Genomic DNA, 25,570 nt, shown 5'->3' on the forward strand with positions numbered 1-25,570 from the left:
ACATGCTTTCTAATATCAGGAGGATGCAGAATTGAACCAATCCTATCTTACAGCTGCGCTTCGGGCAGTGTATGTGCTGTTTTTGACCGCTGTTTGCGGAGCGGTCGGCTACTACTCTTTTCCGTTAACCTATCCTTTTGTGATTGCGCTTATTCTCGCCATCATGATCAATCCTTTTGTGGAATGGCTCGATAAGCTGACCGGGTTCCCGAGAGGCGTCAATGTCGGAATCGTTCTGTTCGGCTTTTTGACCGCCGGAGCCGGCTTTTTGACACTGGTCGTTGCCGAGATCGTCTCTGGAACGGCCTATTTGGCTAAAATACTTCCCCTCCAGTTTAATAAAGCCGCTCTTTATATCGAATCGTTTTTTACGGATCAGATCATGCCGCTGTATAATCAGCTGGCCGCTTTTTTTGACGGCCTTGAAGCCGCCCAGCAGGAATCGATCATTACACAGGTCCAAAATTTGGGCAGTGAACTCGCTTCAGGCACGGCTTTATTGCTTTCAAAAATTCTTGAGACGGTGCCCCTTTTTTTCGCCTTTCTGCCGAATATGGCGGCCGTGCTGATCTTTTCGCTCCTGGCCACTTTTTTTATCAGCAAAGATCTGCATAAAATACAAAACAAGGCGCGGTCTGTGCTTCCTGATCGGCTGATCTCGGGTGCAGCGGCTGTCTATGCGGAATTGAAAAAAGCGCTGGCAGGCTTTGTGAAGGCCCAGCTTACCCTTGTGGCGATGACCATGGTGCTCGTGTTGATCGGGCTTTCCGTGTTGAAAGTCAATCATGCTGTGGCGATCGCTTTTCTGATCGGGCTGGTCGACCTGCTGCCGTATTTGGGGGCCGGGTCTGTATTTGTGCCGTGGATTGTCTATTTAGCAGCGGCCAAGCAGCTGCCGCTGGCGATCGGCCTTGGAATTCTGTACATCGTCGTACTTGTCTTCAGGCAGCTTGCCGAACCGAAGATTTTAAGCCGGTCAATCGGACTTCATCCTTTGGGAACATTAATCGCGCTGTTTGCCGGTTTCAAATTGTTTGGCTTTCTCGGATTGGTCATGGGCCCCGCCCTTCTCGTTCTCATTCAGGCTCTCTTTACAACAGGTATTTTTAGAGACATATGGCTGTTTATTAAAGGAAATGAAAAATAAGCGGCAGCCTGCTTTTCCATGCGGGCTGCCGCTTATCGGGTTATTTGATAATGTTGATCCGCCTGCCTTCAGACATTCTCTTCAGCTTGCGGGAGATAAATGGTTTGAAACGGCCGCGCGTTGCCGGCAGCAGCAGCAGTAAACCGATGATATCCGATAAAAAACCGGGCAGCAAAAGCAGCATGCCCCCTATGAAAATACAAAGCCCGTCCAAAATCGCGTCCCCAGGCATCTTTCCGTACTGAAGATCGCGCTGGACTTTGTAGTAGACTTCGATTCCTTGTTTTTTGGCGAGAGCGGCCCCGAGAAAGCCCGTCAAAATGATCAGCAAAACGGTCGGCAGCACACCGATCCAATTAGCGGACAAGAGGAACAGACCGATTTCACTCGCTGGAAAAATGACGAGAAATAATAAGAAAAACTTCATTTTTTTCACCTCATAATTCTAAATTGGAAGCGAACGGCCGCCCTATTTTCTTGTGCCGCCTGCAAAAAAAGAAGGGAAAGCTTCCCTTCTTCCAGCGTGTTGTCAAACCCTCGCATTCGTTGTCAGGCCTGCGCGTCAGTGCTCACGAATTCCAACATTCGCTCCGCTCCGATGCTCGGCCTTCCTAGACTGCAAGGGTTTTCAATCACGCTGAATTGAAGGATGACAAAATCCTAAAACTGAAAAACGTTTTAGGATTTTGTCATAAATCTAAAAGAAGGGGAAAGCTTCCCTTCTTCTTCAATAAGCGATTAAAGCACGCTTGCACGTCCTTTGTAAACAGCTCCGCGGGCGGAGTCGACCGTGATGTCTTCTCCCTCTTTCAGAATGGAAGTCGCATTTTCCATTCCGACGATGACAGGGATGCCAAGGCTTAAGCCTACGACTGCCGCGTGGCTTGTTAAGCCGCCTTCTTCCGTAATCAGCGCAGCCGCTTTTTCAAGGGATGCCATCATGTCACGATCCGTGCTTTTTGTAACTAAAACGGCGCCATCTTTCATTTTTTTGGCCGCTTCTTGTGCGTTTTGAGCGATGACCACTTCACCAAACGCGGATTTGCGTCCGATGCCCTGGCCTTTTGCGACCACGTCTCCGACAACATACACTTTCATCAAGTTTGTTGTACCGGCTTCACCGACAGCTCCGGCCGTGATAACGATCAAGTCGCCGTGGCGTACGATGCCTGTATCGAGTGATTTTTGCACCGCTTTTTCAAGCATTTCGTCAGTGGAGCTGTGGTTTTGTCCGCTTGTTGCGAAAACCCCGAACACAAGTGACAGCTTTCTTGACACCGCATCGTTTACCGTAACTGCAACAATCGGCGCCTGCGGGCGATATTTGGAAATCATTCTCGCCGTATGGCCGCTTTCCGTCGGTGTGACGATGGCATTCACATCAAGGTTGATTGCCGTATGCGCCACAGATTGGCCGATCGCATCCGTAATTGACATGCTGACTTGCTTGCTTCGTGCGGAAAGGATTTTTTTATGGTTGAGCGCTTCTTCTGAACGGGAAGCGATATTGTGCATCGTCTGAACGGCTTCAACAGGATAATTTCCCGCTGCCGTTTCACCTGAAAGCATGATTGCGTCAGTTCCGTCAAAGATCGCATTGGCAACGTCGCTCGCTTCCGCGCGTGTCGGACGCGGATTGCGCTGCATGCTGTCGAGCATTTGGGTAGCCGTGATGACAGGCTTGCCAAGCGCATTGCATTTTTTGATCAGTTCTTTTTGAACGAGCGGCACTTCTTCGGCAGGGATTTCTACACCCAGGTCTCCACGCGCAACCATCAGACCGTCTGATACTTCAAGAATGGCATCGATGTTGTCAACGCCTTCCTGGTTTTCGATTTTTGGAATGATTTGAATATCTGCCGCATTGTGCTCTTCAAGAAGTTCGCGGATTTCAAGGACATCCGACGGACGGCGCACAAAGGATGCCGCGATGAAATCAACGCCCTGCTCGATGCCGAATACGATGTCGTTTGCATCTTTTTCCGTAATTCCCGGAAGATTGACGCTGACGCCCGGCACATTCACGCCTTTTTTGTTTTTCAACGTTCCGCTGTTCATCACTTTCGTGACGATTTCACGCTTGTCCTTGTTTATGTCAGTGACTTCAAGTCCGATCAATCCATCGTCAAGCAAAATCGTTGAACCGACTGACACATCGTGAATCAACCCATCATATGTAACTGAGATTTTATCAGGCGTACCGATGGCTTCGTCCATTGAAACGATCAGCTGAGAACCCGCTGCCAGTTCGATCGAACCGTTTTCCATTGTGTGCGTGCGGATTTCAGGCCCTTTCGTGTCAAGAAGGATGCCGATATCTTTTCCCAGCTTGCCGGCTGCTTCACGAATGTTTTTAATTCTTGCGCCGTGCTCTTCGAAATCTCCATGGGAAAAGTTCAGGCGCGCCACGTTCATTCCGGCTTCCATCAGCTGGGTGAGCTTTTCAACACTTTCGCTGGCCGGTCCAATTGTACAAACTATTTTAGTCTTTCTCATATTGCTTCCTCCTCGGGTTTTACACTAGATTGACAGTTCTTGAGACAAGCGGTACATGCTTTGATCAATTGTATGTTTTTGCTCGAGTATTTCAATGATATCATGATGCACAAGCTGGTTATTTTGAATTCCTACACAACGTCCGCCTTTTCCTTCAAGAAGCAGTTCAACCGCAAATGCCCCTAGACGGCTTGCCAATACGCGGTCTGCTGCAGTCGGGGAACCGCCGCGCTGGATATGTCCAAGCACCGATACTCTAGTTTCGAGATTTGTGGCTTCTTCAATTCTTTTTCCGAATTCAACGCCGCTGCCGACGCCTTCCGCCACAATGATGATGCTGTGTTTCTTGCCGCGCTCATGCCCTCTTTTCAGCCTTGCAATAATTTCTTCCATATCGTAGTCGGCTTCAGGAATCAAAATGGATTCCGCGCCTCCGGCCAAACCTGACCATAAAGCAATGTCCCCGGCATGGCGGCCCATTACTTCAATCACGTATGTACGTTCATGGGATGTAGCTGTATCCCTGATTTTATCGATGGCGTCGATAACGGTATTTAGCGCCGTATCGAATCCGATCGTCAGATCTGTGCCTGGGATGTCATTGTCGATCGTTCCCGGCACTCCCACACAAGGAAAACCGTGTTCTGTGAGCTTTTTGGCTCCCATATAAGAACCGTCGCCGCCAATGACGACTAATCCTTCTATACCATATTTTTTTAAATTCGCTATTCCTTTTTCCCGTCCTTCTACCGTTTTAAACTCAGGACACCTTGCTGTATATAGCTTCGTTCCTCCGCGGTGAATGATATCTCCGACAGAACCGATTTCAAGCTTTTCTATTTTTCCGCTGATTAAACCTGAATACCCGTTGTAAATTCCGTATACTTCTACGTCATGGTAGATCGCTTTCCTGACAACCGCGCGGACCGCCGCGTTCATTCCCGGGGAATCTCCGCCGCTTGTCAATACTCCGATACGTTTCATCTTTTTCACCTCGAAAACATATATAATTTACCTTAACACGTTCATTGCCGCTAAAACAATGAAAAAGGGATGAAAGTTTTCCGAAAATCCCTATAAAACCTTACTCATTATACAATTAAACAAAAAGTTTTTAAATAAATTTTAAGCAAACTCTTTGAAAAATCGCGGGCGGCAGACACAATCCTTTCACTTTTCACCTTCACCCATAAAAAATAAACGTGAGCCAAAGGCCTCACGTTTATTTATTTTATCCCAACATATTGGTTTTCAGTCGAAATTTTTCCAATTGACTTATACTTGTTATATCTTTGTTGGATCAGCTCGTTCTTATCCAGTTTCAGCAGGGATTTAAGCTCGCCTTTCAGCGCTTCGTCGATGTAGGCAGCCTGCTGCTCCACATCGCGGTGTGCTCCGCCTCTTACTTCTTTTATAACATGATCTATAATATCCAATTCTTTAAGGTCCGGAGCGGTGATTTTCATTGTTTCTGCCGCTTTTTTCGCGAGTCCTGAATCCTTCCAGAGGATAGCAGCAGCTCCCTCGGGAGAGATCACCGAATAAGTTGAGTTTTCCAGCATCAATAAGCGGTTTGCGACGCCGAGCGCAAGCGCTCCCCCGCTGCCGCCTTCCCCGATGACGATCGAGATGACCGGCACGGAGAGTCCCGCCATTTCAAAAAGATTCTTGGCAATCGCTTCGCTTTGCCCCCGCTCTTCAGCTGCTTTGCCCGGGTATGCTCCTTTTGTATCAATAAAGCAGATGATCGGCCTGTTAAATTTGTCGGCCTGCTTCATCAGCCTGAGCGCTTTGCGGTAGCCTTCAGGATGCGGCATTCCGAAATTGCGGCGGATGTTTTCTTTTGTATCCTTGCCGCGCTGCTGACCGATTACTGTCACAGGAAGACCCCGGAACTTGGCAATTCCGCCGACAATTGCTTCATCATCACCGAAATAACGATCTCCGTGGCATTCAAAAAAATCGGTAAAGAGATGTTCGATATAATCGAGCGTTGTCGGACGGTTCGGGTGCCTTGCAATCTGGACTCTGTCCCAGGCTTTCAGATTTGTATAAATGTCTTCTTCAAGCCTTTCAAGACGAGCTTCAAGCTTCGTAATTTCAGAGCTCAAATCCATATCGGAATCCTGTGTGAACTTTTTCAATTCGGAGATCTTTTCACGCAGTTCGACCACCGGTTTTTCAAATTCTAATTCTCCAGCCACTCGAGATCACCTCCAGTTTGGTGCATTTTCAAAATGCTGCCGAGCGTTTTTTTCATGTCAGCTCTGTGAACGACGGAATCAAGCTGGCCATGCTTTAACAGAAATTCCGCAGTCTGAAAATCCTCGGGCAGTTCTTCACGGATGGTTTGTTCGATAATTCTTCTTCCGGCAAAGCCGATCAGCGCGCCCGGTTCGGCAAGGTTGTAATCGCCGAGGGATGCGAAGCTTGCGGATACGCCGCCTGTTGTCGGATGCGTCATCACTGAAATGATCAAGCCCTGCTCTTCGCTGAACAGCTTCAAAGCGGAGCTTGTTTTAGCCATTTGCATCAAGCTGAGAAGGCCTTCCTGCATTCTTGCACCGCCTGATGCGGTAAAAATGATGAAAGGTACTTTTTCTTCTCTTGCCTTTTCGATTGCAAGCGTAATTTTTTCGCCAACGACAGATCCCATGCTTCCCATTCTGAAAGATGAATCCATCACGGCCACGACCGCCGGAGATCCGTCAATCGTCCCTTTCCCGGTAACAACCGCTTCATTCAGCGACGTTTTTTCCCGGTCTTTTTGCAATTTTTCAAGGTATCCCGGGAACTCCAGCGGGTTTTCAGACATCATATCCTGATTGAATTCTTCAAAGGAGCCATCGTCCAGCAGGCTTTTTATACGCTGCTTCGCGTTCATTTGAAGATGGTAACCGCAATTCATGCAGACCCTTAAATTTTTATCCAGCTCTTTTGTGAGCATGATTTTTTTACAATCCGGGCACTTTGTCATGATCCCTTCCGGTACATCTTGCTTCGCTGATTCCGCGGGAACGGAAGCGTATTTTTTTTTCTTTTTGCTGAATATATCTTTTAACAAAAGATTACCTCCCTTTTCTGAAGGGTTTTCTTCATGTATGCCTGTCCTGTTTATAGACTAGAACATCACTATACCGAAACTATTGTACTTTTTTTGTCAAACGGTGTCATCCTCAATTCGACATTTTTGACCGGCAAACAGCCGAATCGCACTTTATGCGGTTAGAGACTGACAAATTGATATATCAGCCTTGAGAGCGGATACAAAAGTCCGGAAAAGCGATTTGAAAAAAATTTTCACAGCCCGAATATTTCCTTACAAGTGTCCCCAATAAGAGGAAAAACCGAACATCATATTCGATAAACAGCGCGTGACGGCTCTTTAGGCCAGAGCAATCACGCGCTGATCAAAAATGGACTTTTATTTCCCTTCAATCACTGCAAGCTTTCTTGTTTTTTCAGCGACTTCTTCTGGATCGACATCGATTCGTGCAACGCCTGTTTCCATCGCGGCTTTGGCTACCGCTTTGGCAACAGCTGGTGCGACCCTTGGATCGAACGGAGCCGGAATGACATATTCAGGTCTCAGCTCTTCGTCGGAAACGAGTGACGCGATCGCCTCAACCGCGGCGATTTTCATCTCCTCGTTGATATGTGTCGCGCGGACGTCGAGCGCCCCGCGGAAGATGCCAGGAAAAGCGAGAACGTTGTTCACTTGGTTAGGGAAGTCAGAGCGTCCCGTTCCAACGACGCTTGCTCCGGCTTCATGCGCTTCGGCAGGCATGATCTCAGGATTTGGATTCGCCATGGCGAAGATGATCGGTTTGTCAGCCATGCTTTCAACCATTTCTTTTGTCAGAGCGCCTTCGACGGAAACCCCGATAAAGACATCGGCGTCTTTGATCACGTCTTTGAGCGAACCGTCTATGCGGTTTTTGTTCGTATATTTTGCGACTTCTTCTTTAACTGCGTTCATGCCGTTCGGACGGCCTTCGTAGATCGCGCCTTTCGTGTCGCACATGATGATGTCGCGCACGCCGAAATGATAAAGAAGCTTAATGATGGCAATTCCCGCTGCGCCGGCGCCGTTCGCCACAACTTTGACGGAAGACATCGTTTTGCCGGACAGCTTAAGCGCATTGACGAGACCGGCTACCGTTACGATTGCTGTACCGTGCTGGTCATCGTGAAACACCGGAATTTTCGTTTCTTTTTTGAGGCGTTCTTCAATGACAAAACAGTTTGGAGCTGCAATGTCTTCAAGGTTGACGCCGCCGAATGTCGGCTCAAGCAGCTTGACCGTCTCAACAATTTTATCGACATCAGATGTATTTAAACAGATTGGGAAAGCGTCCACACCGGCAAAGCTTTTGAAAAGAACCGCTTTTCCTTCCATCACAGGGAGGGCGGCTTCAGGGCCGATATTGCCGAGGCCGAGCACAGCCGTTCCGTCCGAGACGACTGCTACCATGTTTCCCTTCATTGTATAATCATATACTTTGCTGTTATCATCGTAAATCGCTTTGCAGGGTTCAGCCACACCCGGAGAATATGCAAGGCTTAAATCGTCCGCATTGCGAACCTGCACTTTTGATTTTGATTCCAATTTGCCCTGGTTTACTTTGTGCATATGCAGTGCTTTTTCTTTCAATGACATGTTAACAAACACTCCTTCAAGGGAATTTTGCCAAAAACTTTGCTTCGTTTTCTGCTTAAGATTCTTGTAAGACGAACCCCAGAATCTTAAAAATGATAACACAACTGACCGCATTTTTGATCAAAAATGCTCAGGATACCTGCTATCTGAGCACGACATTTTTCTCACCTACAACGCTTTTAAGCCTGTATAGAGCAGCGTGATCAGCCTTGATATTATAGCTTTCCGGCAGCTGCATCGTCTGCTTCCGTTTTTCATAATAGACGCAGACCGGCGTTTCCCCTTTGTGTTCAAGCAGGATGCTGCTGATCTTCTTGAAAATATCGTGGGTGTGCTGGCTTTCCTCCACTTTAATATAGACGGACGGCTGCTTTTTCGCATGAAGCGATTCGACGAGCGATGCCCCGGAAATAATCAGCTGGCGTTTTTCATTCCTTGTCTCAAGGCGTCCTTCTGCAAAAAGCGATACGCCTTCTTCCAGGATCGGGGAAAGCTGCCTGAACTGTTCAGGAAAAACAACCGCCTCCATTTCCCCGCTTTCATCGCTCAGCTCCAGAAAAGCCATCGTCTGTCCCGTTTTTGTGCGGATCGTCTTCATCCTCGTCAAAAGTCCGCCCAGAGCCGCTTTTTTGCGGCCGGAGGCGAGCAGCTGAATAATCGGCAGCGCACCTGCACGGTCCAGTTTCTTGCGGTGGACGCTCAGCGGATGGTCAGAAAAGTAAATGCCAAGCGTTTCCTTCTCGTGTGCCAGCAGGTCGACGAGCGGCATTTCCTCCGTCTCGGCGTACTTCGGCTTGATTGTCAAGCCTTCATCGAGAAAGAAGCCTAGCTGATCATTGTCTCCTGCAAACAATTCGGCATGCTCCAGCGCGACATCGACAGAAGCGAGCAAAGTAGCCCGGTTTTCACCGAATTCATCCATTGCTCCGGCAAAAATTAAGGCTTCAATCGTTTTCCGATTTACGCTTTTCACAGAAGTCCTCACACAAAAATCAAACAAATCTGCGAACGGCTTTTCTTTTCTGGCTCTGTAGATCTCTTTTACAGCCGCTATCCCGACGCCTTTAACAGCTCTTAAACTGTAGCGCAGCGCCCCGTTTTCCACGACAAACGGATAGCCGCTCTTATTGATGGAAGGACCTAGAACATTCAGCCCTTTCCCTTTTGCTTCATAGATGTACTGAGCAAGCTTTTCCTCATTTCCGATCGCACTCGTCAAGAGGCCGCACATAAAGTAGAGGGGATAATGCGCTTTTAAATAAGCGAGCTGGTAGCCGATCATGCTGTATGCAACGGCATGGCTCCGGTTAAAACCGTAATTGGCGAATTTCACAATCAGATCGTATACTTCATTAGCCGCCTGTACGGAATATCCTTTTTTCAAACATCCACTAATAAAATGATTTCTCTCTGTATCGAGAATTTCCTTGTTTTTTTTGCCGACCGCCCTTCGCAAAAGGTCGGCTTCTCCAAGCCTGAAACCCGCCATCCGGGATGCGATCATCATGATTTGTTCCTGATAAACGATCACGCCGTACGTATCTTTCAGGATATCGGCCAAATCCTCGTGCGGATAAGACACAGGAACCCGTCCGTGCTTCCTTTCGATATACAGCGGGATGTTTTCCATCGGGCCCGGGCGGTACAAGGCATTGACGGCGACAATATCTTCAAGGCTCGATGGCTTGAGCCTTTTTAAAACGTTTCTCATGCCGGCTGATTCGAGCTGGAAAATACCTGTCGTGTCTCCTTCAGCCAGCAGCTTAAACGTCTGTTCATCATCATAGGGAATCGCCGAGAAATCGATAGTGACCCGCTCGCTTTTTTCGATCAGCGTTTTGATCGATTCAATGAGCGTTAAATTGCGCAAGCCGAGAAAATCCATTTTCAAAAGTCCCAAGTCTTCGAGATAGCCCATCGAATATTGCGTTAAATATACGCCGCCATGACCTTCCTGTACCGGTATGATATTCGTCAGCGGCTCCTCGCTCAATACGACGCCAGCCGCATGAATGGACGTATGCCGGGGAAGCCCTTCGATTTTCTGCGCCGTTTTAAATATGTCCTGAAGCTTTTTTGAGCCGTTTAGGCGCTTGTCAAGTTCAGGTGAAAGTGCTCTCGCCTCTTTCAGCGTCACTCCGGGTTTGGAGGGAATCAGCTTCGCCAGCTGGTCGGCTTCTTTCGGACTGATGCCCATCACCCTGCCGACGTCTCGGAGCGCCGCTTTTGCGGCCAATGTACCGAACGTGGTTATTTGTGCTACGTGCAGTGCCCCGTACTTATTTTTCACGTACTGAATAACTTCATCCCTTCTCGTATCGGGAAAATCGATATCGATATCGGGCATGCTGATGCGCTCCGGATTTAAAAACCGTTCAAACAGCAATTTGTGCTTAAGCGGATCGACATCTGTGATAAACAGCGTATAAGCGACGAGAGAACCGGCCGCCGATCCGCGCCCCGGCCCTGTGATAATGCCGTTATCGTGGGCGAACTTCATGAAATCCCAGACGATCAAAAAATAGTCGCTGAAAGCCATGTCGCGAATCACTTTCAGCTCATACTTAAGCCGCTCGACATACTCCTTCGGAGCGGCTTCGAACCGTTTTTTCAGTCCGAGAAAGCAAAGCTCGGCCAAATAATCGTCGGCATTCTTGCCGGAAGGCGCCGGATATTTCGGCAGGCGCGTCTGGCCAAGGCTCAGGTCCACCTGGCATCGGTCCGCGATTTTGACTGTATTCTCCAACGCGTCCGGACGATCTCTGTAAATGTCCAGCATTTCAGCGGGCGGCTTGAGCTCAAGATGCAGATCTCCTTCGGCCTTCATGTCTTCGTTCAGCTTCTCGCCCGCTTTAATCGCTTTTAAACACGTGTAAGCTGCCGCGTCCTCCTTTTCGATGTAGCGTACATCGCCGGTTGCGGCAATCGGAATTCCCGTATGTTCGCTTAGCTCTAAAATGCGTTCAGAAAGAAGCGGGTCTCCCTTGTACGGCTGATACGACAAATAGAAGCTGCCCTCTCCAAAGATCGAAAGGCAGCGGAGGGCAGCGTCCTTCGCCTCTTCGATCAGCCCTTCTTTCAACAGCGCTTCAACATGGCTTGTCCCGCCCGTTGTCAGCGCGATGAGGCCTTCATGATAGCTTTTGAGCCATTTTTCCTTGATGCCGGTTTTTGATTTTGACTGCAACACGCTGCTGATTTTCAGCAGGTTTTGATAGCCTTTGTTTGTTTTCGCCAAAAGAACGAGCGGATATGATAGCTGCTCTTTTTCATCTGTTAAAACAGAAGCCGTCAGCCCGATAATCGGCTTGATGCCGCGTTTTTTGCATGATTTATAAAATTCCACCGCCCCGTACATGACCTCGTCATCCGTCAGCGCCATTGCGCTGTAGCCCAGCTCTTTGGCTTTGGCCGTGAGATCCTCTACGGAAGCGGCGCTGTTTAATAAGCTGTAACCGCTATGTACTTGCAGGTGAACAAAAGGCATTTCTGTCACCCCTTCCTTTTTCGAGCCGTCTCTTTTCATTATATGATGGGATCGAATGAGAAACAAATGTTCTTTCTTTGATCAACAATCATACTTGTCTTTCTTTATCCATATAGTGTGATAAGGTGAGGTGATCGGAATGGATCCTGAACAGCCCTTTTTCCCAAACTTTATCAGCTGTTATTTTATTGCGCTTGGAGTGCTTCTCGGCGGTTGTTTAATCGGGGGGATCGGCGCCTATCTGTCGGGGCAGCCGCCTTTAACGATCATTACAAGTCTCGCAAACCGCCTGAAAATCTGGGCGCTGGTTGCGGCAATCGGCGGCACGTTTGATGCGGTCTACAGCTTTGAAAGGGGCATTATCGAAGGCAATACGAGAGACATCGTAAAACAGCTTCTCCTGATTCTTTCGGCGATGGGAGGAGCGCAGACCGGTTATCTGATCATCAACTGGCTCACACAGGAGCATATTTCCTCATGAGAATCCCTCCATATTATAAAAAGCCTGGGTGGCAGCGTTTTTTTGCGGGAATGATGTGCGGAGCCATCATCAGCTGGTTCGTGTTCCTGTTTACATACGGAACCTTTCAGGAGAAGCAGGTCGTCTTGATCAGGGAACAGAAAGAGCGCATCAATGATTTAAATGACCAGATCACCATTTACCGCGAGGATCTGCATAAGCTGAATGAAGACAATAAAAGAAAACTGCTGATTCAAAGCGTCGACGTCAAGCTGATCAACGGCAAGCAATACAAGCTGTCACAGCCGGACATGATGAACTTTGAGGAGCATATCCGGGATAACATTTCAGATGTCATTACAAAGGATATCGAAAGCGTCTACCGGACGAAGGAGCTTTTAAAGCGGACGATTGAAAATAAAGAGTATACGATAAACGATAAAAAGTACAAGGCGAAAGTCACCGAACTGACGATTTATACGCGGCTTTCCGTTGAAATCAAAATCTCTTTTTCCGAATAAAAATTATGGATTTTTTTTTACGATTCACATGCATTCGTCGCTTTTTTCCATATTTTAATTTAAACTGACAGTAAGCGATATGTAAGTTTTTTTAAAAAGGGAGGAAAGCAGAATGTACATTTACAGTTACCATCAGCTGGCAAGAGATAAAGTCAACCGGATCAAGCTGGGCTACTCGGCTTATGCGGAAACTGAAAGTCTCGCGTCCCTTATCAAAAAAGAGTTAAAGGCCCAAAACATCCATGTTTATGAGGATGTAACAGATATCGGATCATGGTTTATACCTGAATAAACAGCAGCTGTCGTGCGTAAAATGATCCGCTTACACTTTGCTGCTGTTTACTTTTTTGCAAGATGTAATGCAAACGTTTGCAGTTAAACTGCACAAAAAAGAGGGACTTCCCCTCTTATTTGTTTTCTTTGCATATACGCTCCAGGTCAGCGATGACAAGATCAGCGTCTTTCCAGTCATAGATGGAAGCGCCGGCTGCGAGCGGATGGCCCCCGCCGTTGTATTTTTTAGCGACTTCATTGACAATCGGCCCCTTTGAACGAAGCCTTACCCTGATTTGATCGGCTTCCTCCACAAAAAACACCCATGCTTTGATCCCCGAAATATTGCCGAGCGTGCTGACAAGCTGTGAAGCTTCAGACGGCGTAATATTGTATTGATGTAAAATATCGCGGGTGATGAAAACCGACGCAACACCGTTTTCGGACAGAGAAACATTCTGGTAAATATAGCCGTTCAGCCTCACAACATTTAATTTCGTCTCATATAATTGATCAAAAAGCGCCTGGGAAGAAAAAGGATACTCGATCAGCTCTCCGGCATATTTCAATGTCTTTTTTGTCGTGTTCGGAAATAAGAAGCGCCCTGTATCCCCCACAATGCCGGCATAGATCAGTTCGGCGCCCTTTGTTGGAAGCGCCCATCCCGCTTGTTCTTTACCCGCTAAATACAGTTCGTAAATCATCTCGCTCGTCGAGCTCGCACTCGTATCCACCCATAAAAGGTCGCCGTACCGGTCTTCATTCGGATGGTGGTCGATTTTGATCAGCTTGTCGCCCAGGTTGTAGCGCGAATCTGAAATTCTCGCTTGATTTGCCGTGTCGCAAACGATGACAAGTGCATTTTCATACACCGGGTCTTCAATCACATCTGGGGTATACAAAAAAGCGAGAGAAGGTTCAGGAGCTCCGACCGCGAAAATATTTTTTTCGGGGTAGGTTGCCCTCAGGATTTCCGTAAGGCCGCATTGGGATCCGTAGGCGTCAGGATCCGGTCTCACATGTCTATGTATAATGATCGTGTCATATAATGATATGGTTCTGATGATTTCTTTTTTCATGACGCGCCCCTTCTTTACTTTGTTTTTAACCATTAAATCATAATCTGTTGTTGGTGGAAAGTGAAAGTTATGACTTTTTATTGTAGAAAGCGAACCCGATTATGTATACAATGGGTTTGTAAAACTTACAATGGAGGATGTCGATTATGCCGTTTTTTGTTTTTTTTATTGTGGTTTCAGCGATAGCTTATGTGTACTTCAAAGTAAGGTATGTGCGCACCAAAAAAGCGGTTGAACGGGAATACTATTCGGCCAAGTCAAGCATGAGTCTGGGCCTGTTTATCATGTTCTTCGGCGCCAATCAGCTGATTTTAAACCGCGGCACGCTGGCTGTCGTCATCGGCGTTATTTTTATGCTGACCGGGCTCGGGAGCATGTGGGCCGGCTACAAGGCCTATAAGCACTATGTCCCTTTGCTTGCGAAAGAAAACGAACGGGAGAACGCATAAGCGAAAAGAGGGACACCGACCGCGTCCCTTAGCTTCTTTCCATCAGCTGAACCATCATCATCGCTTTGCCGACTAGAGCACCCTGGTGAAAAACTTCTATATCCATTTTCCCGAACTTTCTCCCGGCTTCGAGAATGTTCGGTTTTATTTCAATGACAGACTCCATTTGCACAGGCTTTAAAAAATAAATCGTCATGCTCTCTATCACGAGCTCGCCTTTTTTGCGCGACCGCAAAAAGCGGTTTGCAGCTTCGGTCAAAATCGTCGTAAACACGCCGTAGGAAATCGTCCCCAAGTGGTTTGTCATTTGCGGCGTTACTTCGTATTGATAGACCGGAGCCGGCTTGTTTTTGTCATTGTCCGATTCTTTGAAACCGCCGGTCACGATGTCATCGAGTTTTTCTCCGACCTGCGGCTGTTTTTGGATCATTTGAAGCGCCTTTAATACATCCTGCCTGCTGATCATGCCGATCAGCTTTTGCCGCTCGTCAACGACGGGAAGCACTTCGATCCCTTCCCAGACCATCATCTGCGCGGCTGAAGCAACAGACGTTTTTCCGATCACTGTAATCGGGTTTTTCGTCATGACTTTTTCAATCAATACACTGCGGTCATATCCGGCAACGTCCTTCGAAGTTAAAATGCCGTGGATTTTCATCTGCTCGTCAACGATGGGAAAGCGTCCGTGCCCAGTTTCAAAGTTTTTCTCATACCATCTTTCCAGCTTTTCATGAGGTGATAAGCAGACTGTTTTTTCTAAAGGAGTCAAAATATCCTCAACAAGCACGACTTCTTTTTTGATGAGCTGGTCATAAATCGCCCTGTTGATCATCGCCGCTACAGTAAACGTATCATAGCTTGTAGAAATGACCGGGAGCTCGAGCCTGTCGGCAAGCTCAATAATCTCCGGCTCCGTATCAAAACCGCCCGTCACCAGTACGGCAGCACCCGCTTCCAAAGCCTGGCGGTGCGCATCGATTCGGTTGCCGACAATCAGCAGGTTGCCCGCTCCGGTATATCTCATCATCGCATCAAGCTTCATCGCTCCGATGACGAATTTGTTGAGCGTTTTATGAAGCCCTGCTTTTCCGCCAAGCACATGGCCGTCAATGACATTCACCACTTCAGCATATGTCAGTTTTTCAATATTCTCTTTTTTCTTTTGCTCGATCCTGATCGTTCCGACCCTTTCAATCGTGCTGACAAACCCTTTATTCTCGGCTTCTTTTATCGCTCTGTAAGCAGTTCCTTCACTGACTTTCATTTCTTTGGCAATCCGCCTGACGGAGATTTTTTCGCCGACAGACAAAGAATCAATATATTTTAAAATCTGTTCGTGTTTTGTCGCCAATCGTTTCACCTTCATCCTCTGACTGCTAGATATATTTATTATAAATCGTTGTGCGATTGAACCGCAATCCGCCTTCACAACATCATGCCCGCCTAAGCCTTATCATCCTCCATCAGGAGAAGCGCTTTTTCAAGCCATGAGCAATAGCCTTTTTCCCGCTCAAGCGCCCGGGTCAATACAAGGTAATGGCCGAAATGAGGCGAGCGGAACGTTATTGAATCACCCGCTTCGCGCTTCAATTCATCGAGCTTGGTGTTTAAAAAAGCAGCTTTTTCCTGTCTCTTTTGAAGCTGATCGTTAAAAAGCCTTTTCGCTTCATCAGGTTCCATCGAAGAGATAAAATAAGCTTTCAGCATAAATTCATCTTTTACCGTATCTGGAACCGGCTTAAATTCCGTAAGCCACCCGTGAAGTTCACGCTTTCCGGCTTCTGTGATGGAATACATTTTCTTTTCTAATTTTGAGCCTTGGATCACCGTTTCAAATTCGATAAATCCTTCATCCGTCAGCTTTTTCAGCTCGGGATAAATCTGGCTGTGCTTGGCGCTCCAAAATTGGCCCAATTCGGCTTTAAACCGGCTTGTCATATCGTAGCCGCTCAAACTCCCATGATCAAGGAGCCCCAAAATCGCGTATTTCAATACCCTCATAATCACCCTCCAAGATGAATCCGATTCCTACATTATATCATGGTGGACATGTTTTGATAGGCGCATAACCGGTTCAACCGAAAAAAGGACCCGGATTCGGGCCCTCTAAAACAAATTTACTTAAATTCGATTGACTCACCGACCTCAAGCACTTTTCCGACGCCTCCAGGAAGGCTGTCCGCAAATGCATGCGGATCCTGTTCGATGACGGGGAACGTCGAGTAGTGAACCGGGACAACCTGTTTCGCTCTGAGCCATTCTGCGGCCAGTTTGGCGTCCTCAGGGCCCATCGTAAAATTATCGCCGATCGGCAAGAAGGCAAGGTCGATATGATTTAATTCACCGATCAGCTTCATATCTGAGAAAAGCCCGGTGTCGCCGGCATGAAAAATCGTCCTTCCTTCCACAGTCAGAAGGATCCCCGCCGGCATGCCGGTATAGACGATCTTTTGGCTGTCTTCTTCCGTATAAGCCGATCCGTGGAAAGCCTGCGTCAGCTTGACTTTTCCAAAATCGAACTGGTGGGAGCCGCCGATGTGCATCGGATGTACATTCAGGCCTTTCCATCCTAGATAGACCGCGAGTTCATTCGGAGCTACAACGAGCGAATTGTTTCGCTTGGCGATTTCGATGGTATCGCCGACATGAACGTTATGTCCGTGAGTCAGCAAGATGACGTCCGCTTTGACATCTTCGGGCTTTAAATCGGTTAATGAGTTTCCTGTAATAAACGGATCGAAGATCAACTGATGATCTCCCGTATCAACTGTTACCACTGAATGACCATGATATGCCACTTTCATCATATCCACCCCTGATTTTTTTAATTTCGCACGTCTAGAGAGAATGACGGTTAATCACATTCAAGCCGCCTGTGGCTTCAATGACTGTTCCCGTAATGTAGTCGGAATGTTCATCGCATAGAAAAGTGATGATCCTTGCGATGTCTTCACCGGTTCCCGACCTGCCGATCGGCGTTTCCTCATCAAGTGACGCCCTCGCTTCTGAAATCGAGGCCTCTTTCATATCCCCGACAATGTTGCCTGGACAGACCATGTTGGCTGTGATGCCGGAGCCCGCTTCTTCAATGGCGATCGTCTTTGTTAAAGAAGCCAGCCCTACTTTTGCCGCTCCAAAAGCGGAACGATGCAGCCAGCCAGGCGCATGGTCGGCCCCCTGAAATCCGTAAGTGATGATTCGGCCGAACCGCTGGCGCCTCATGATCGGAACAACCGCTTTAAACAGATGGAAGACAGAGCTTAAGTTGCCTTCAAGCATGTCATACCATTCATCATCAGTATAATCCGCAAGCTTTTTTCGTTCAAATATGTATGGGCCGGCATTATTGATCAGAAGATCAATTTTTCCAAATCGCTCAAGAGCGGCATTCACCATCCGGAGCAGGTCTTCTTTCCTGGTGACATCACCCTTAACAAACTGCAAACGGTCAAGGGATGACCGCCATTTTTCTTTGAGGCGGCGGACAGCTTCTTCGTCTTGCCTGTAATTCACCGTCACTGAGTAGCCTTTTTCAAGCAGGGCTTCCGTCACTTTACGCCCCAAACCTTTTGAACCGGCAGTAATTAACGCATGGCGCACATCTTTCCCTCCCAGGCATTGGTTCTCGGTATTCGCAAATGATTGCATTAATCTACCTATACTTTACTACAAAACCCTTAGGATATCACATTTGGAGCATCGGGAAGTTTCAATCGCCGCTGGAATACAATCGACAGACGGAAGAAAGCTGAAGCCCGCTCTTACGGGCTCCAGCTTTCTATTGTTTATCTGCGTCAGCTAACGGCTGTGCGTCATCGTGCGCGACAAACCCGCTGAAATAAGCATCAGAGATCTGCTGAACGGTTTCTTTATCTCCGTCGGCATCATACATATATCCGTGTTTTGACTGATCTTGTTTCATTGCCACACCCCTTTTCGATTCACAAATTTATTTTGCGTATGAAGCCGCACAGTTATGAATCGAATCGGGAAGTGTTAAAAATTGTTCAAACACTGCTTCGCCTTTTGAATGGCTTCTGTCACCTTTTTGAATCCCGTCCCGCCTTCGCTCATTCTTTTTTCGACGGCATGGTGCGGGTCGAGCACGATGTAGACGTCTTCTTCAAACAGCCCGCTTGCCTTTTTGAACTCTTCAAACGGCAGGCCGCTGAGATAAATGCCCTTTTCGATGCAGGTGAAGACAAGTCTTCCGACGACTTCGTGCGCTTCTCTGAAGGGCATGCCCTTTTTCGCCAGATAGTCGGCAAGTTCAGTTGCATTTGAAAAATCCTGCTCCGTTGCTTTTTTCATCATATTTTTGTTCACTGTCATCGTTTTAATCATGCCGGCAAAAATCTCAAGGCTTCCTTCGACCGTTTTCACAGTATCAAACATACCTTCTTTGTCTTCCTGCAAATCTTTATTGTATGCTAACGGGAGCCCCTTCATAATCGTGAGGAGTCCGATCAGATCACCGTATACGCGTCCTGTTTTCCCGCGGATGAGCTCCGCCATGTCCGGGTTTTTCTTTTGCGGCATCATGCTGCTTCCCGTCGCGTAGGTGTCATCAAGCTCAATGAATTTAAATTCCTGCGAGCACCAAAGAATGATTTCTTCGGAGAATCTTGACAGATGCATCATCAGAATGCTGCTCGCGCTTAAAAATTCAAGGATGAAATCCCTGTCGCTGACGCCGTCCAGGCTGTTTTCATATATCGAATCAAAGCCGAGCAGGTCTGCGGAATATTCACGGTCGATCGGAAACGTCGTTCCGGCGAGCGCCCCGCATCCGAGAGGAGACTTGTTAATCCGCTTGAATGAATCATGATAGCGTTCTTTATCGCGCTCCAGCATCCAGAAGTAAGCCAGCAAATGATGCGCGAACGAGATCGGCTGGGCCCGCTGCAAATGGGTGTATCCCGGCAGTATCGTCTCCACGTGTTCTTCCGCTTTTTCGATCATAACGTGTTGAAAAGCCGTAATCAGCTCGATGATATGCTCAGTGTGCCCTTTTAAATACAGGTGCATATCCGTCGCCACCTGGTCGTTTCGGCTTCTGGCCGTATGAAGCTTTCCGCCGAGCGGCCCGATTTCATCAATGAGCATTTTTTCTAGGTTGAGGTGAATATCTTCGCAATCGACTGAAAAATCGAGTTCGTTTTTTTCCGCTTTGTGCAAAAGGGATGTCAGGCCTTCCTTTATTTTGACCGCTTCTGCTTCGGTTAAAATGCCGCATTTTTCAAGCATGGAAGCATGAGCGAGAGACCCTGCGATATCTTCTTTTACAAGCGTTTTGTCAAAGTGGATCGATGCGCCGAACTCATCGACCCATTTTTCCGGTGTTTTTTGGAACCGGCCTCCCCACAGCTTTTTCATGCTTTAATCTGCTCCTTTTTTTGGACGATGCTGTTTACTTTCGTCGGCAGTCCCCACAGCTCGATAAAGCCGACTGCAGCGTGATGATCGAATGCATCGTCTTTTGTATACGTCGCAAGCTTTTCATCATACAGGGAGTATTCGGACTTACGCCCTTCAACGATCGCATGGCCTTTAAACAGCTTGACGCGGACGACGCCCGTGACATGCTTCTGCGTTTCTTTCAGGAAACCGGAAAGCGCGTCTTTAAGCGGAGAAAACCAGAGGCCGTTATAGATCACTTCAGCCATTTTTTGTTCGATTATAGGTTTGAAATGCGCCACTTCTTTTACCAATGTCAAATCTTCAAGCTCCTTGTGCGCCTTAATCAAAGTCATCGCGCCCGGGCATTCGTAAACTTCGCGCGATTTGATGCCGACAAGGCGGTTTTCAACATGGTCGATGCGCCCCACTCCATGTGCGCCCGCCAGTTCATTCAGCTTTAAAATCAAGTCTGACAGCGGGTAGTGAGTCCCGTCAATGGATACGGGAACGCCTTCTTCAAAAGCGATTTCGATCACATCAGGAGTATCCGGTGTTTTTTCAAGAGGCTTCGTCAAATCATACGCTCCTTCAGGAGGCGCGGCCCAAGGATCTTCTAGGACTCCGCATTCATTGCTTCTGCCCCACAGGTTCTGGTCGATTGAATACGGGCTGTCAAGATTGATCGGAATTGGAATGCCATGCTTTTCTGCATACGCGATCTCTTCGTCGCGAGACCATTTCCATTCGCGCACAGGTGCCAGCACCTCCAAATCCGGATTGAGCGATTTAATCGACACCTCGAAGCGCACTTGGTCATTCCCTTTGCCTGTGCAGCCGTGAGCCACGGCTTGCGCGTTTTCTTTCTCAGCCACTTCGACGAGCTTTTTGGCGATCAGCGGTCTGGACAGGGCTGATACGAGCGGATACTTTCCTTCATAAAGCGTGTGGGCCTGGAGGGCGGTCAGCGCAAACTCTTTCGCAAATTCTTCTTTTGCATCGATAACATAAGAATTAGAGGCTCCGACTTGAAGCGCTTTTTGCTGAACAAAGGCGAGATCCTTTCCCTCTCCGACGTCAAGGCAGCAGGCCACTACATCATATCCCTGTTCCTGAAGCCACTTTATCGCGACAGAAGTATCAAGTCCTCCTGAATATGCTAATACCACTTTTTTCTTTTGCGTCATTTCGAAAAACTCCTCTCATCTCGGTGCTCTTTTGTATAAAAATAAGTTTTATTTAATAAAAATACATTTAATATGTATACACTTTAACAAGGAAGTCTTGTTTTTTCAACCTTTTTATAAAAAAAACTTCATTCATTTTTTATGAATGAAGTTCAGTGCATATTCAGCGTTCGGCCGGAAGGCTTTCCGGCCTTACTTTTTCATATCTTTTCTCAGTTCTCTGATGACATGGGCAAGCTCAGGCACAATCAGCTTTGACATTGCAAGCTTTACGGCACCGCTTGAACCCGGTGTTGCAAATACGGCTTTGTTTTGAATAACACCTGCTGCAGCCCTTGAGAGGATCGCAGCCGCTCCGATATCCTCTGTATAACTCAGCATGCGGAATATCTCCCCGAACCCCGGAATTTCTTTCGAAAAAAGAGGAACGATCGACTCGATTGTTACATCTCTTGAGGCAATGCCAGTCCCTCCGTTTAATAGGACGGCATCGATCCGGTCGTCGAGACAGCCTTTCAGCACAGCTTTTTGAATTATTTCCTTTTCGTCCTTTACAATCTCATAGGAAACGATCTCATGACCGGCTTCCGCTAAAAACTCTTTCATGAGCCGGCCGCTTTTATCCGTGTCTTCCGTTCTTGTATCGCTGACGGTAATGACTTTGCAGTTGACGCAGTCCGGCGCTTCTTTTTTATGCTCTTCAACACTCATGGCCATACAGCCTCCTTTATACAGTCTTTTTTCATTATAAAGGGGAAAATGTATAAAAAAACAGCCCTCCTTGAAAAGAGAAGGCTGTTTTTTTATTTTTAGTGTGCCAGTCTGACGACGTCTCTTGCAATCATTACTTCTTCATTCGTCGGAATGACGATGACTTTTACAGGCGAATGCGGGTAGCTGATAAACGCTTCTTTTCCGCGGACGTTATTCAAGGCAGGGTCCCAATAGACGCCCATGAATTCCAAACCATGAAGAACGCGCTCTCTGACTTCAACGCTGTTTTCCCCGATGCCGGCAGTGAAAATAATCGCGTCTACTCCGCTCATTCGCGCTGCATAAGAACCGATGTATTTATGAATTCTGCTTGCGAATACTTCGAGTGCTGTTTCCGCACGTTCATTGCCTTCTTTAGTTGCTTCAACGATATCGCGCAAATCGCTTGAGAATCCAGAAATACCCAAAAGACCGCTCTTCTTATTGAGCGTGTTCAGGACTTCGTCGGCTGTTTGACCCGTTTTTTCCATAATGAACGGGATAAGCGCAGGATCGATGTTACCTGAACGCGTACCCATCGCTACACCTGCAAGCGGTGTGAAGCCCATTGATGTATCGATTGATTTGCCGCCTTCAACAGCTGCGATGCTCGCTCCGTTTCCAAGGTGGCAGGAAATCAGGCGAAGTTCTTCAATCGGACGGCCAAGCAGCTCTGCCGCGCGTTCAGTCACATATTTATGAGATGTACCATGGAAACCGTATTTACGGATGCCGAATTTCTCATAATATTCATATGGCAGACTGTACAGATAAGATTGTTCCGGCATCGTTTGATGGAATGCCGTATCAAAAACGGCCACGGCAGGAACATTCGGAAGAACTTCTTTAAACGCTTTAATTCCGACAATATTGGCCGGGTTATGAAGCGGTGCAAGCTCTGAAATCTCTTCGATCTCATGGATCATTTCATCCGTCAATAAAACGGAGTCGCTGAACTTTTCGCCGCCGTGTACGACGCGGTGACCGATTCCGTCGATTTCATTTAAATCCTTGATAATGCCGAATTTTGTCAGTTTATCCAGCAGCATTTTTACAGCTACGGAATGATCCGGAATATCTGTTGTTTCAGTCTTTTTTTCGTCGTTGACGGAAATCGTGAAGATGCCGTTATCCAGCCCGATTCGCTCAACAAGGCCTTTTGTTAATACTTTTTCGCTGGGCATTTCGAACAGTTGAAATTTCAGTGATGAGCTTCCAGCATTGATTGCAATAATTTTGGACATAAAATGACGCTCCTTTTTACCTATAGTCCGGTGACATTATGTTCAACCCGGAACATAAAAAATATGTATAAAATCGTTCTTAGTAAATTCAAAAAATATCTGCCTTTCTCATTTAAACACTCAAAAGAGTGCATTTCAAGTCACGATCCGACATGTTAACGCTTTCACTAAGAAATTATTATTTTCTGAATATAAAAATAGATCAGAGAATATATCTTCTCTGATCTGCTTATCTTTTTTCAGCCTGGAACCAGCTGTCGAGTTTGGCTGTCATGTTCAGCATCGCATCCTGATTGGCGAATGACGGGACTTGCGCGAGCAGAACCTGTTTAGGCGCTTTCGCCTGTTCCCCATGCTTTTGTAAAACCAAAATGCTCTTCGCGTGTGCTTCATCTTTGAAAATGGACAGCGGAAGCTGAAGCACTGCATTAATATGCGCATTGTTCTTTAAAAAGGTACGCAGCTTTTCGCTTTGACCGCTTTCAAACAAATGGTTCGGAATCATAAAAAATAAATAGCCGCCCGGTTTCGTATAGGTCAAGCTTTGTTCAATAAACAAATGGTGTGAAAAAGAGTGGCCTTCATCTGCCTTTAATTCGAAAGCGCGCGCACTTTCGTCATCAGGATAATATCCGACAGGAAGATCGCAGATGACCGCATCGGCATGTTCCATAAAAATCGGCTGCAGGCTGTCCTGGTTAAAAAGCTCGATTTCCTTTTCCTGCAGGTTTGCCTGGACATAGGCCAGCTTGATCAGGACGTCATCAATCTCTGAGCCGAACGCTTTTCCCGCTTCCTCAGCCAGCTGGTTCAAAACGGCAAGCAGCAGGTTTCCAGTGCCGACCGCCGGATCAAACAGCGTCAATCCTTTTTTCCGCTCCATAAATTTGTTCACAAGATATCCGATAAATAATCCGATCGTATCGGGCGTCATCTGCCTGTTCGGATGAGGAATATCTTTCTGGCCTTTCAGTATGGCAAGCTGGAAGGCTTTCCGTATCGACTCATGACTGCACTCTGAAAAGCGCGCACGGCCGATCAGATCCTTCACCTTTTGTTCGGCTTCTTCGGAAAGCCCGCGGTCCGCAGAACCTGTAAAGAATGCCTCTCCGGCTTCCGCCAATCCTTCTATGTAAGGGATCTGCCGATCGCGTGCGATGACTTCCGCTCCTTTGTCAAGCCATTCATAAATCGTTTCGACTGGATAGTTTTGCATGATGATGTCTCTCCTTATCAAAAAATCAAAGCCATGAAAAGAGCTCCGGCAAGATGAACACCTGGAGCCCTTTTATGAGTTGAATTTACTTAACGAGTGATTTGGCAGCTTCGATGGCTTTGTCGTAGTCCGGATGGTTTGTCGCTTCGCTGACGTATTCAGTGTAGACAACTTTTCCGTTTTCATCTAAAACAAATACGGCGCGGGCAAGCAATCTCAATTCTTTAATGTAAACCCCGAATGCTTCCCCAAAAGACATCTCCCTGTGATCTGACAATGTTTCCACATTTTCAATTCCGTTTGCTCCGCACCAGCGCGCCTGTGCAAACGGCAGGTCAGCGCTGATCGTATACACTTTCACCGAACCGAGGCCTGCGGCTTCTTCGTTAAAGCGGCGGGTCTGTGCGTCACAAACACCTGTATCGATAGACGGAATCACCGAAATAACCGCCGGTTTGCCTTTGATGTCCTGAAGTGTGACTTCCTCAAGCGAATTGGACAAAACCGTGAAATCAGGCGCCTGGTCTCCGACTTTCACTTCTGAACCCACCAGTGTCACCGGGTTTCCCTTAAATGTAATTGAAGCCATCATCATTCCTCCTTCATTTATGTATGACTCTACTATAAAAGAGTTTAGGACAAACTGCAAAGCTTAAGTCCGGCAGAGACAAAAAAAGTTAACTGCTGCAGGAACAGTTAACTTCTGGGACTCTGTTGCCGGAAAGCCGGGGCTTTTAAAAAGGAGGCGTCTGGTTTTGACGGTTCATATTTTGCTTCTGCTTATCGTTTTTCTTAAACATATGCTGAATCCGTTCGATCGTTTGCGGAGCTGAGTCTAAAATCTTATCGATGACGTGCGTGTTTTCATCCAAATGCAGTACTTTAACGCCTGATGATCCGACAATCAAAAAAGCAATCGGCGTAATCGATACGCCTCCTCCGCTTCCCCCGCCAAACGGGAGCTTCGATTCTTTTCGTTCGCGGTCTCCATCGCTCGCTTTGGATTCGGCCGGTTTATTGCCGCCGAACTCGCTTCCGCCAGCCGCAAAGCCGAATCCCACTCTGGAGACGGTTAGGATGACGCTGCCGTCAGGTGTTTCCACAGGATCTCCGATAATGGTATTGACATCAATCATTTCTTTTAAGTTTTCCATTGCGGTTTTCATCAAACCTTGAATTGGATGTTCAGCCATATTCTATT

25 protein-coding genes are annotated in these 25,570 nt (G+C 47.3%); 5 read left to right on the top strand and 20 right to left on the bottom strand.

Annotated features, from left to right (window positions below; genetic code table 11):
* The first annotated feature begins 31 nt into the window (after window positions 1-31).
* A complete protein-coding gene (gene ytvI / locus MKY62_RS15285) occupies window positions 32-1,147 on the top strand; it encodes a sporulation integral membrane protein YtvI (protein WP_016886356.1) in 1,116 nt (371 codons plus the stop codon).
* Window positions 1,148-1,187: 40 nt separating this feature from the next.
* Here the strand turns inward: ytvI and MKY62_RS15290 are convergent, their stop codons facing one another.
* The 7 genes from MKY62_RS15290 to dnaE form a co-directional block, all read right to left on the bottom strand.
* Window positions 1,188-1,574 carry an FxsA family protein gene (locus MKY62_RS15290; RefSeq protein ID WP_016885592.1) on the bottom strand — a complete coding sequence of 129 codons (387 nt, stop codon included), beginning with the start codon at window positions 1,572-1,574 and terminating at the stop codon, window positions 1,188-1,190.
* Between the two features lie 311 nt (window positions 1,575-1,885).
* A complete protein-coding gene (gene pyk, locus MKY62_RS15295) occupies window positions 1,886-3,643 on the bottom strand; it encodes a pyruvate kinase (RefSeq protein ID WP_003184329.1) in 1,758 nt (585 codons plus the stop codon).
* 24 nt (window positions 3,644-3,667) lie between these two features.
* Entirely contained in the window at window positions 3,668-4,627 is a 960-nt protein-coding gene (pfkA, locus tag MKY62_RS15300) for a 6-phosphofructokinase (protein WP_003184332.1), read from the bottom strand.
* Window positions 4,628-4,869: 242 nt separating this feature from the next.
* Window positions 4,870-5,847, bottom strand: coding sequence for an acetyl-CoA carboxylase carboxyl transferase subunit alpha (gene accA, locus MKY62_RS15305; protein ID WP_003184335.1), 978 nt, complete (start codon window positions 5,845-5,847; stop codon window positions 4,870-4,872).
* Entirely contained in the window at window positions 5,832-6,707 is an 876-nt protein-coding gene (gene accD, locus MKY62_RS15310) for an acetyl-CoA carboxylase, carboxyltransferase subunit beta (protein ID WP_003184337.1), read from the bottom strand. Before accD ends, accA begins: the two co-directional genes overlap by 16 nt.
* 360 nt (window positions 6,708-7,067) lie before the next feature.
* On the bottom strand, window positions 7,068-8,303 hold the full coding sequence (locus MKY62_RS15315) for a malic enzyme-like NAD(P)-binding protein (protein WP_003184340.1): 1,236 nt from the start codon (window positions 8,301-8,303) through the stop codon (window positions 7,068-7,070).
* A 142-nt stretch (window positions 8,304-8,445) separates the two neighbouring features.
* Window positions 8,446-11,790: a DNA polymerase III subunit alpha gene (gene dnaE, locus MKY62_RS15320; protein WP_011198190.1), complete on the bottom strand. Its 3,345-nt coding sequence runs from the start codon at window positions 11,788-11,790 to the stop codon at window positions 8,446-8,448.
* 139 nt (window positions 11,791-11,929) lie between these two features.
* On the opposite strand from dnaE, the gene MKY62_RS15325 reads away from it, so the two are divergent.
* From MKY62_RS15325 to MKY62_RS15335, 3 genes are all read left to right on the top strand, one after another.
* Window positions 11,930-12,271, top strand: a complete 342-nt coding sequence (locus MKY62_RS15325; protein WP_003184343.1) for a YtrH family sporulation protein — start codon at window positions 11,930-11,932, stop codon at window positions 12,269-12,271.
* Window positions 12,268-12,771 (top strand): sporulation membrane protein YtrI, encoded by a 504-nt coding sequence (gene ytrI, locus MKY62_RS15330; RefSeq protein ID WP_003184345.1) that lies wholly within the window; start codon window positions 12,268-12,270, stop codon window positions 12,769-12,771. Before MKY62_RS15325 ends, ytrI begins: the two co-directional genes overlap by 4 nt.
* Before the next feature lie 112 nt (window positions 12,772-12,883).
* Window positions 12,884-13,063, top strand: coding sequence for a hypothetical protein (locus tag MKY62_RS15335; RefSeq protein ID WP_003184347.1), 180 nt, complete (start codon window positions 12,884-12,886; stop codon window positions 13,061-13,063).
* Between the two features lie 115 nt (window positions 13,064-13,178).
* Here MKY62_RS15335 and MKY62_RS15340 read toward each other — a convergent pair whose 3' ends face one another.
* Window positions 13,179-14,123, bottom strand: a complete 945-nt coding sequence (locus tag MKY62_RS15340) for a bifunctional oligoribonuclease/PAP phosphatase NrnA (RefSeq protein WP_011198191.1) — start codon at window positions 14,121-14,123, stop codon at window positions 13,179-13,181.
* 146 nt (window positions 14,124-14,269) lie between these two features.
* Between MKY62_RS15340 and MKY62_RS15345 the strand changes: the two genes are divergently transcribed.
* Window positions 14,270-14,572 (top strand): YtpI family protein, encoded by a 303-nt coding sequence (locus MKY62_RS15345; RefSeq protein ID WP_003184352.1) that lies wholly within the window; start codon window positions 14,270-14,272, stop codon window positions 14,570-14,572.
* 28 nt (window positions 14,573-14,600) lie between these two features.
* Here MKY62_RS15345 and MKY62_RS15350 read toward each other — a convergent pair whose 3' ends face one another.
* From MKY62_RS15350 to ytfJ, 12 genes are all read right to left on the bottom strand, one after another.
* Entirely contained in the window at window positions 14,601-15,923 is a 1,323-nt protein-coding gene (locus MKY62_RS15350; protein ID WP_025807568.1) for a CBS domain-containing protein, read from the bottom strand.
* Window positions 15,924-16,015: 92 nt separating this feature from the next.
* Entirely contained in the window at window positions 16,016-16,573 is a 558-nt protein-coding gene (locus MKY62_RS15355) for a PadR family transcriptional regulator (RefSeq protein WP_003184355.1), read from the bottom strand.
* Between the two features lie 116 nt (window positions 16,574-16,689).
* Window positions 16,690-17,376, bottom strand: a complete 687-nt coding sequence (locus MKY62_RS15360) for a metal-dependent hydrolase (RefSeq protein WP_339613782.1) — start codon at window positions 17,374-17,376, stop codon at window positions 16,690-16,692.
* A 34-nt stretch (window positions 17,377-17,410) separates the two neighbouring features.
* Window positions 17,411-18,172, bottom strand: a complete 762-nt coding sequence (locus MKY62_RS15365; RefSeq protein ID WP_009329371.1) for an SDR family oxidoreductase — start codon at window positions 18,170-18,172, stop codon at window positions 17,411-17,413.
* 178 nt (window positions 18,173-18,350) lie between these two features.
* Window positions 18,351-18,494 (bottom strand): hypothetical protein, encoded by a 144-nt coding sequence (locus MKY62_RS15370; protein ID WP_003184361.1) that lies wholly within the window; start codon window positions 18,492-18,494, stop codon window positions 18,351-18,353.
* 74 nt (window positions 18,495-18,568) lie between these two features.
* Window positions 18,569-19,948, bottom strand: coding sequence for an argininosuccinate lyase (gene argH, locus MKY62_RS15375; protein WP_003184363.1), 1,380 nt, complete (start codon window positions 19,946-19,948; stop codon window positions 18,569-18,571).
* Window positions 19,945-21,156, bottom strand: coding sequence for an argininosuccinate synthase (locus MKY62_RS15380; protein ID WP_003184365.1), 1,212 nt, complete (start codon window positions 21,154-21,156; stop codon window positions 19,945-19,947). The genes argH and MKY62_RS15380 overlap by 4 nt, the downstream gene beginning before the upstream one ends.
* A 192-nt stretch (window positions 21,157-21,348) precedes the next feature.
* Complete coding sequence (locus MKY62_RS15385; protein WP_011198193.1) at window positions 21,349-21,867, bottom strand: molybdenum cofactor biosynthesis protein B; 519 nt, start codon at window positions 21,865-21,867, stop codon at window positions 21,349-21,351.
* 98 nt (window positions 21,868-21,965) lie between these two features.
* Window positions 21,966-23,153 (bottom strand): acetate kinase, encoded by a 1,188-nt coding sequence (locus tag MKY62_RS15390; protein ID WP_003184371.1) that lies wholly within the window; start codon window positions 23,151-23,153, stop codon window positions 21,966-21,968.
* A gap of 229 nt (window positions 23,154-23,382) precedes the next feature.
* Window positions 23,383-24,369, bottom strand: coding sequence for a class I SAM-dependent methyltransferase (locus MKY62_RS15395; protein ID WP_003184373.1), 987 nt, complete (start codon window positions 24,367-24,369; stop codon window positions 23,383-23,385).
* 85 nt (window positions 24,370-24,454) lie between these two features.
* Complete coding sequence (gene tpx, locus MKY62_RS15400) at window positions 24,455-24,958, bottom strand: thiol peroxidase (RefSeq protein ID WP_011198194.1); 504 nt, start codon at window positions 24,956-24,958, stop codon at window positions 24,455-24,457.
* Window positions 24,959-25,103: 145 nt separating this feature from the next.
* Complete coding sequence (gene ytfJ / locus MKY62_RS15405) at window positions 25,104-25,562, bottom strand: GerW family sporulation protein (RefSeq protein ID WP_003184377.1); 459 nt, start codon at window positions 25,560-25,562, stop codon at window positions 25,104-25,106.
* Window positions 25,563-25,570: the final 8 nt, after the last annotated feature.

The organism is Bacillus sp. FSL R7-0646, assembly GCF_037969865.1.
Classification (GTDB): domain Bacteria; phylum Bacillota; class Bacilli; order Bacillales; family Bacillaceae; genus Bacillus; species Bacillus licheniformis.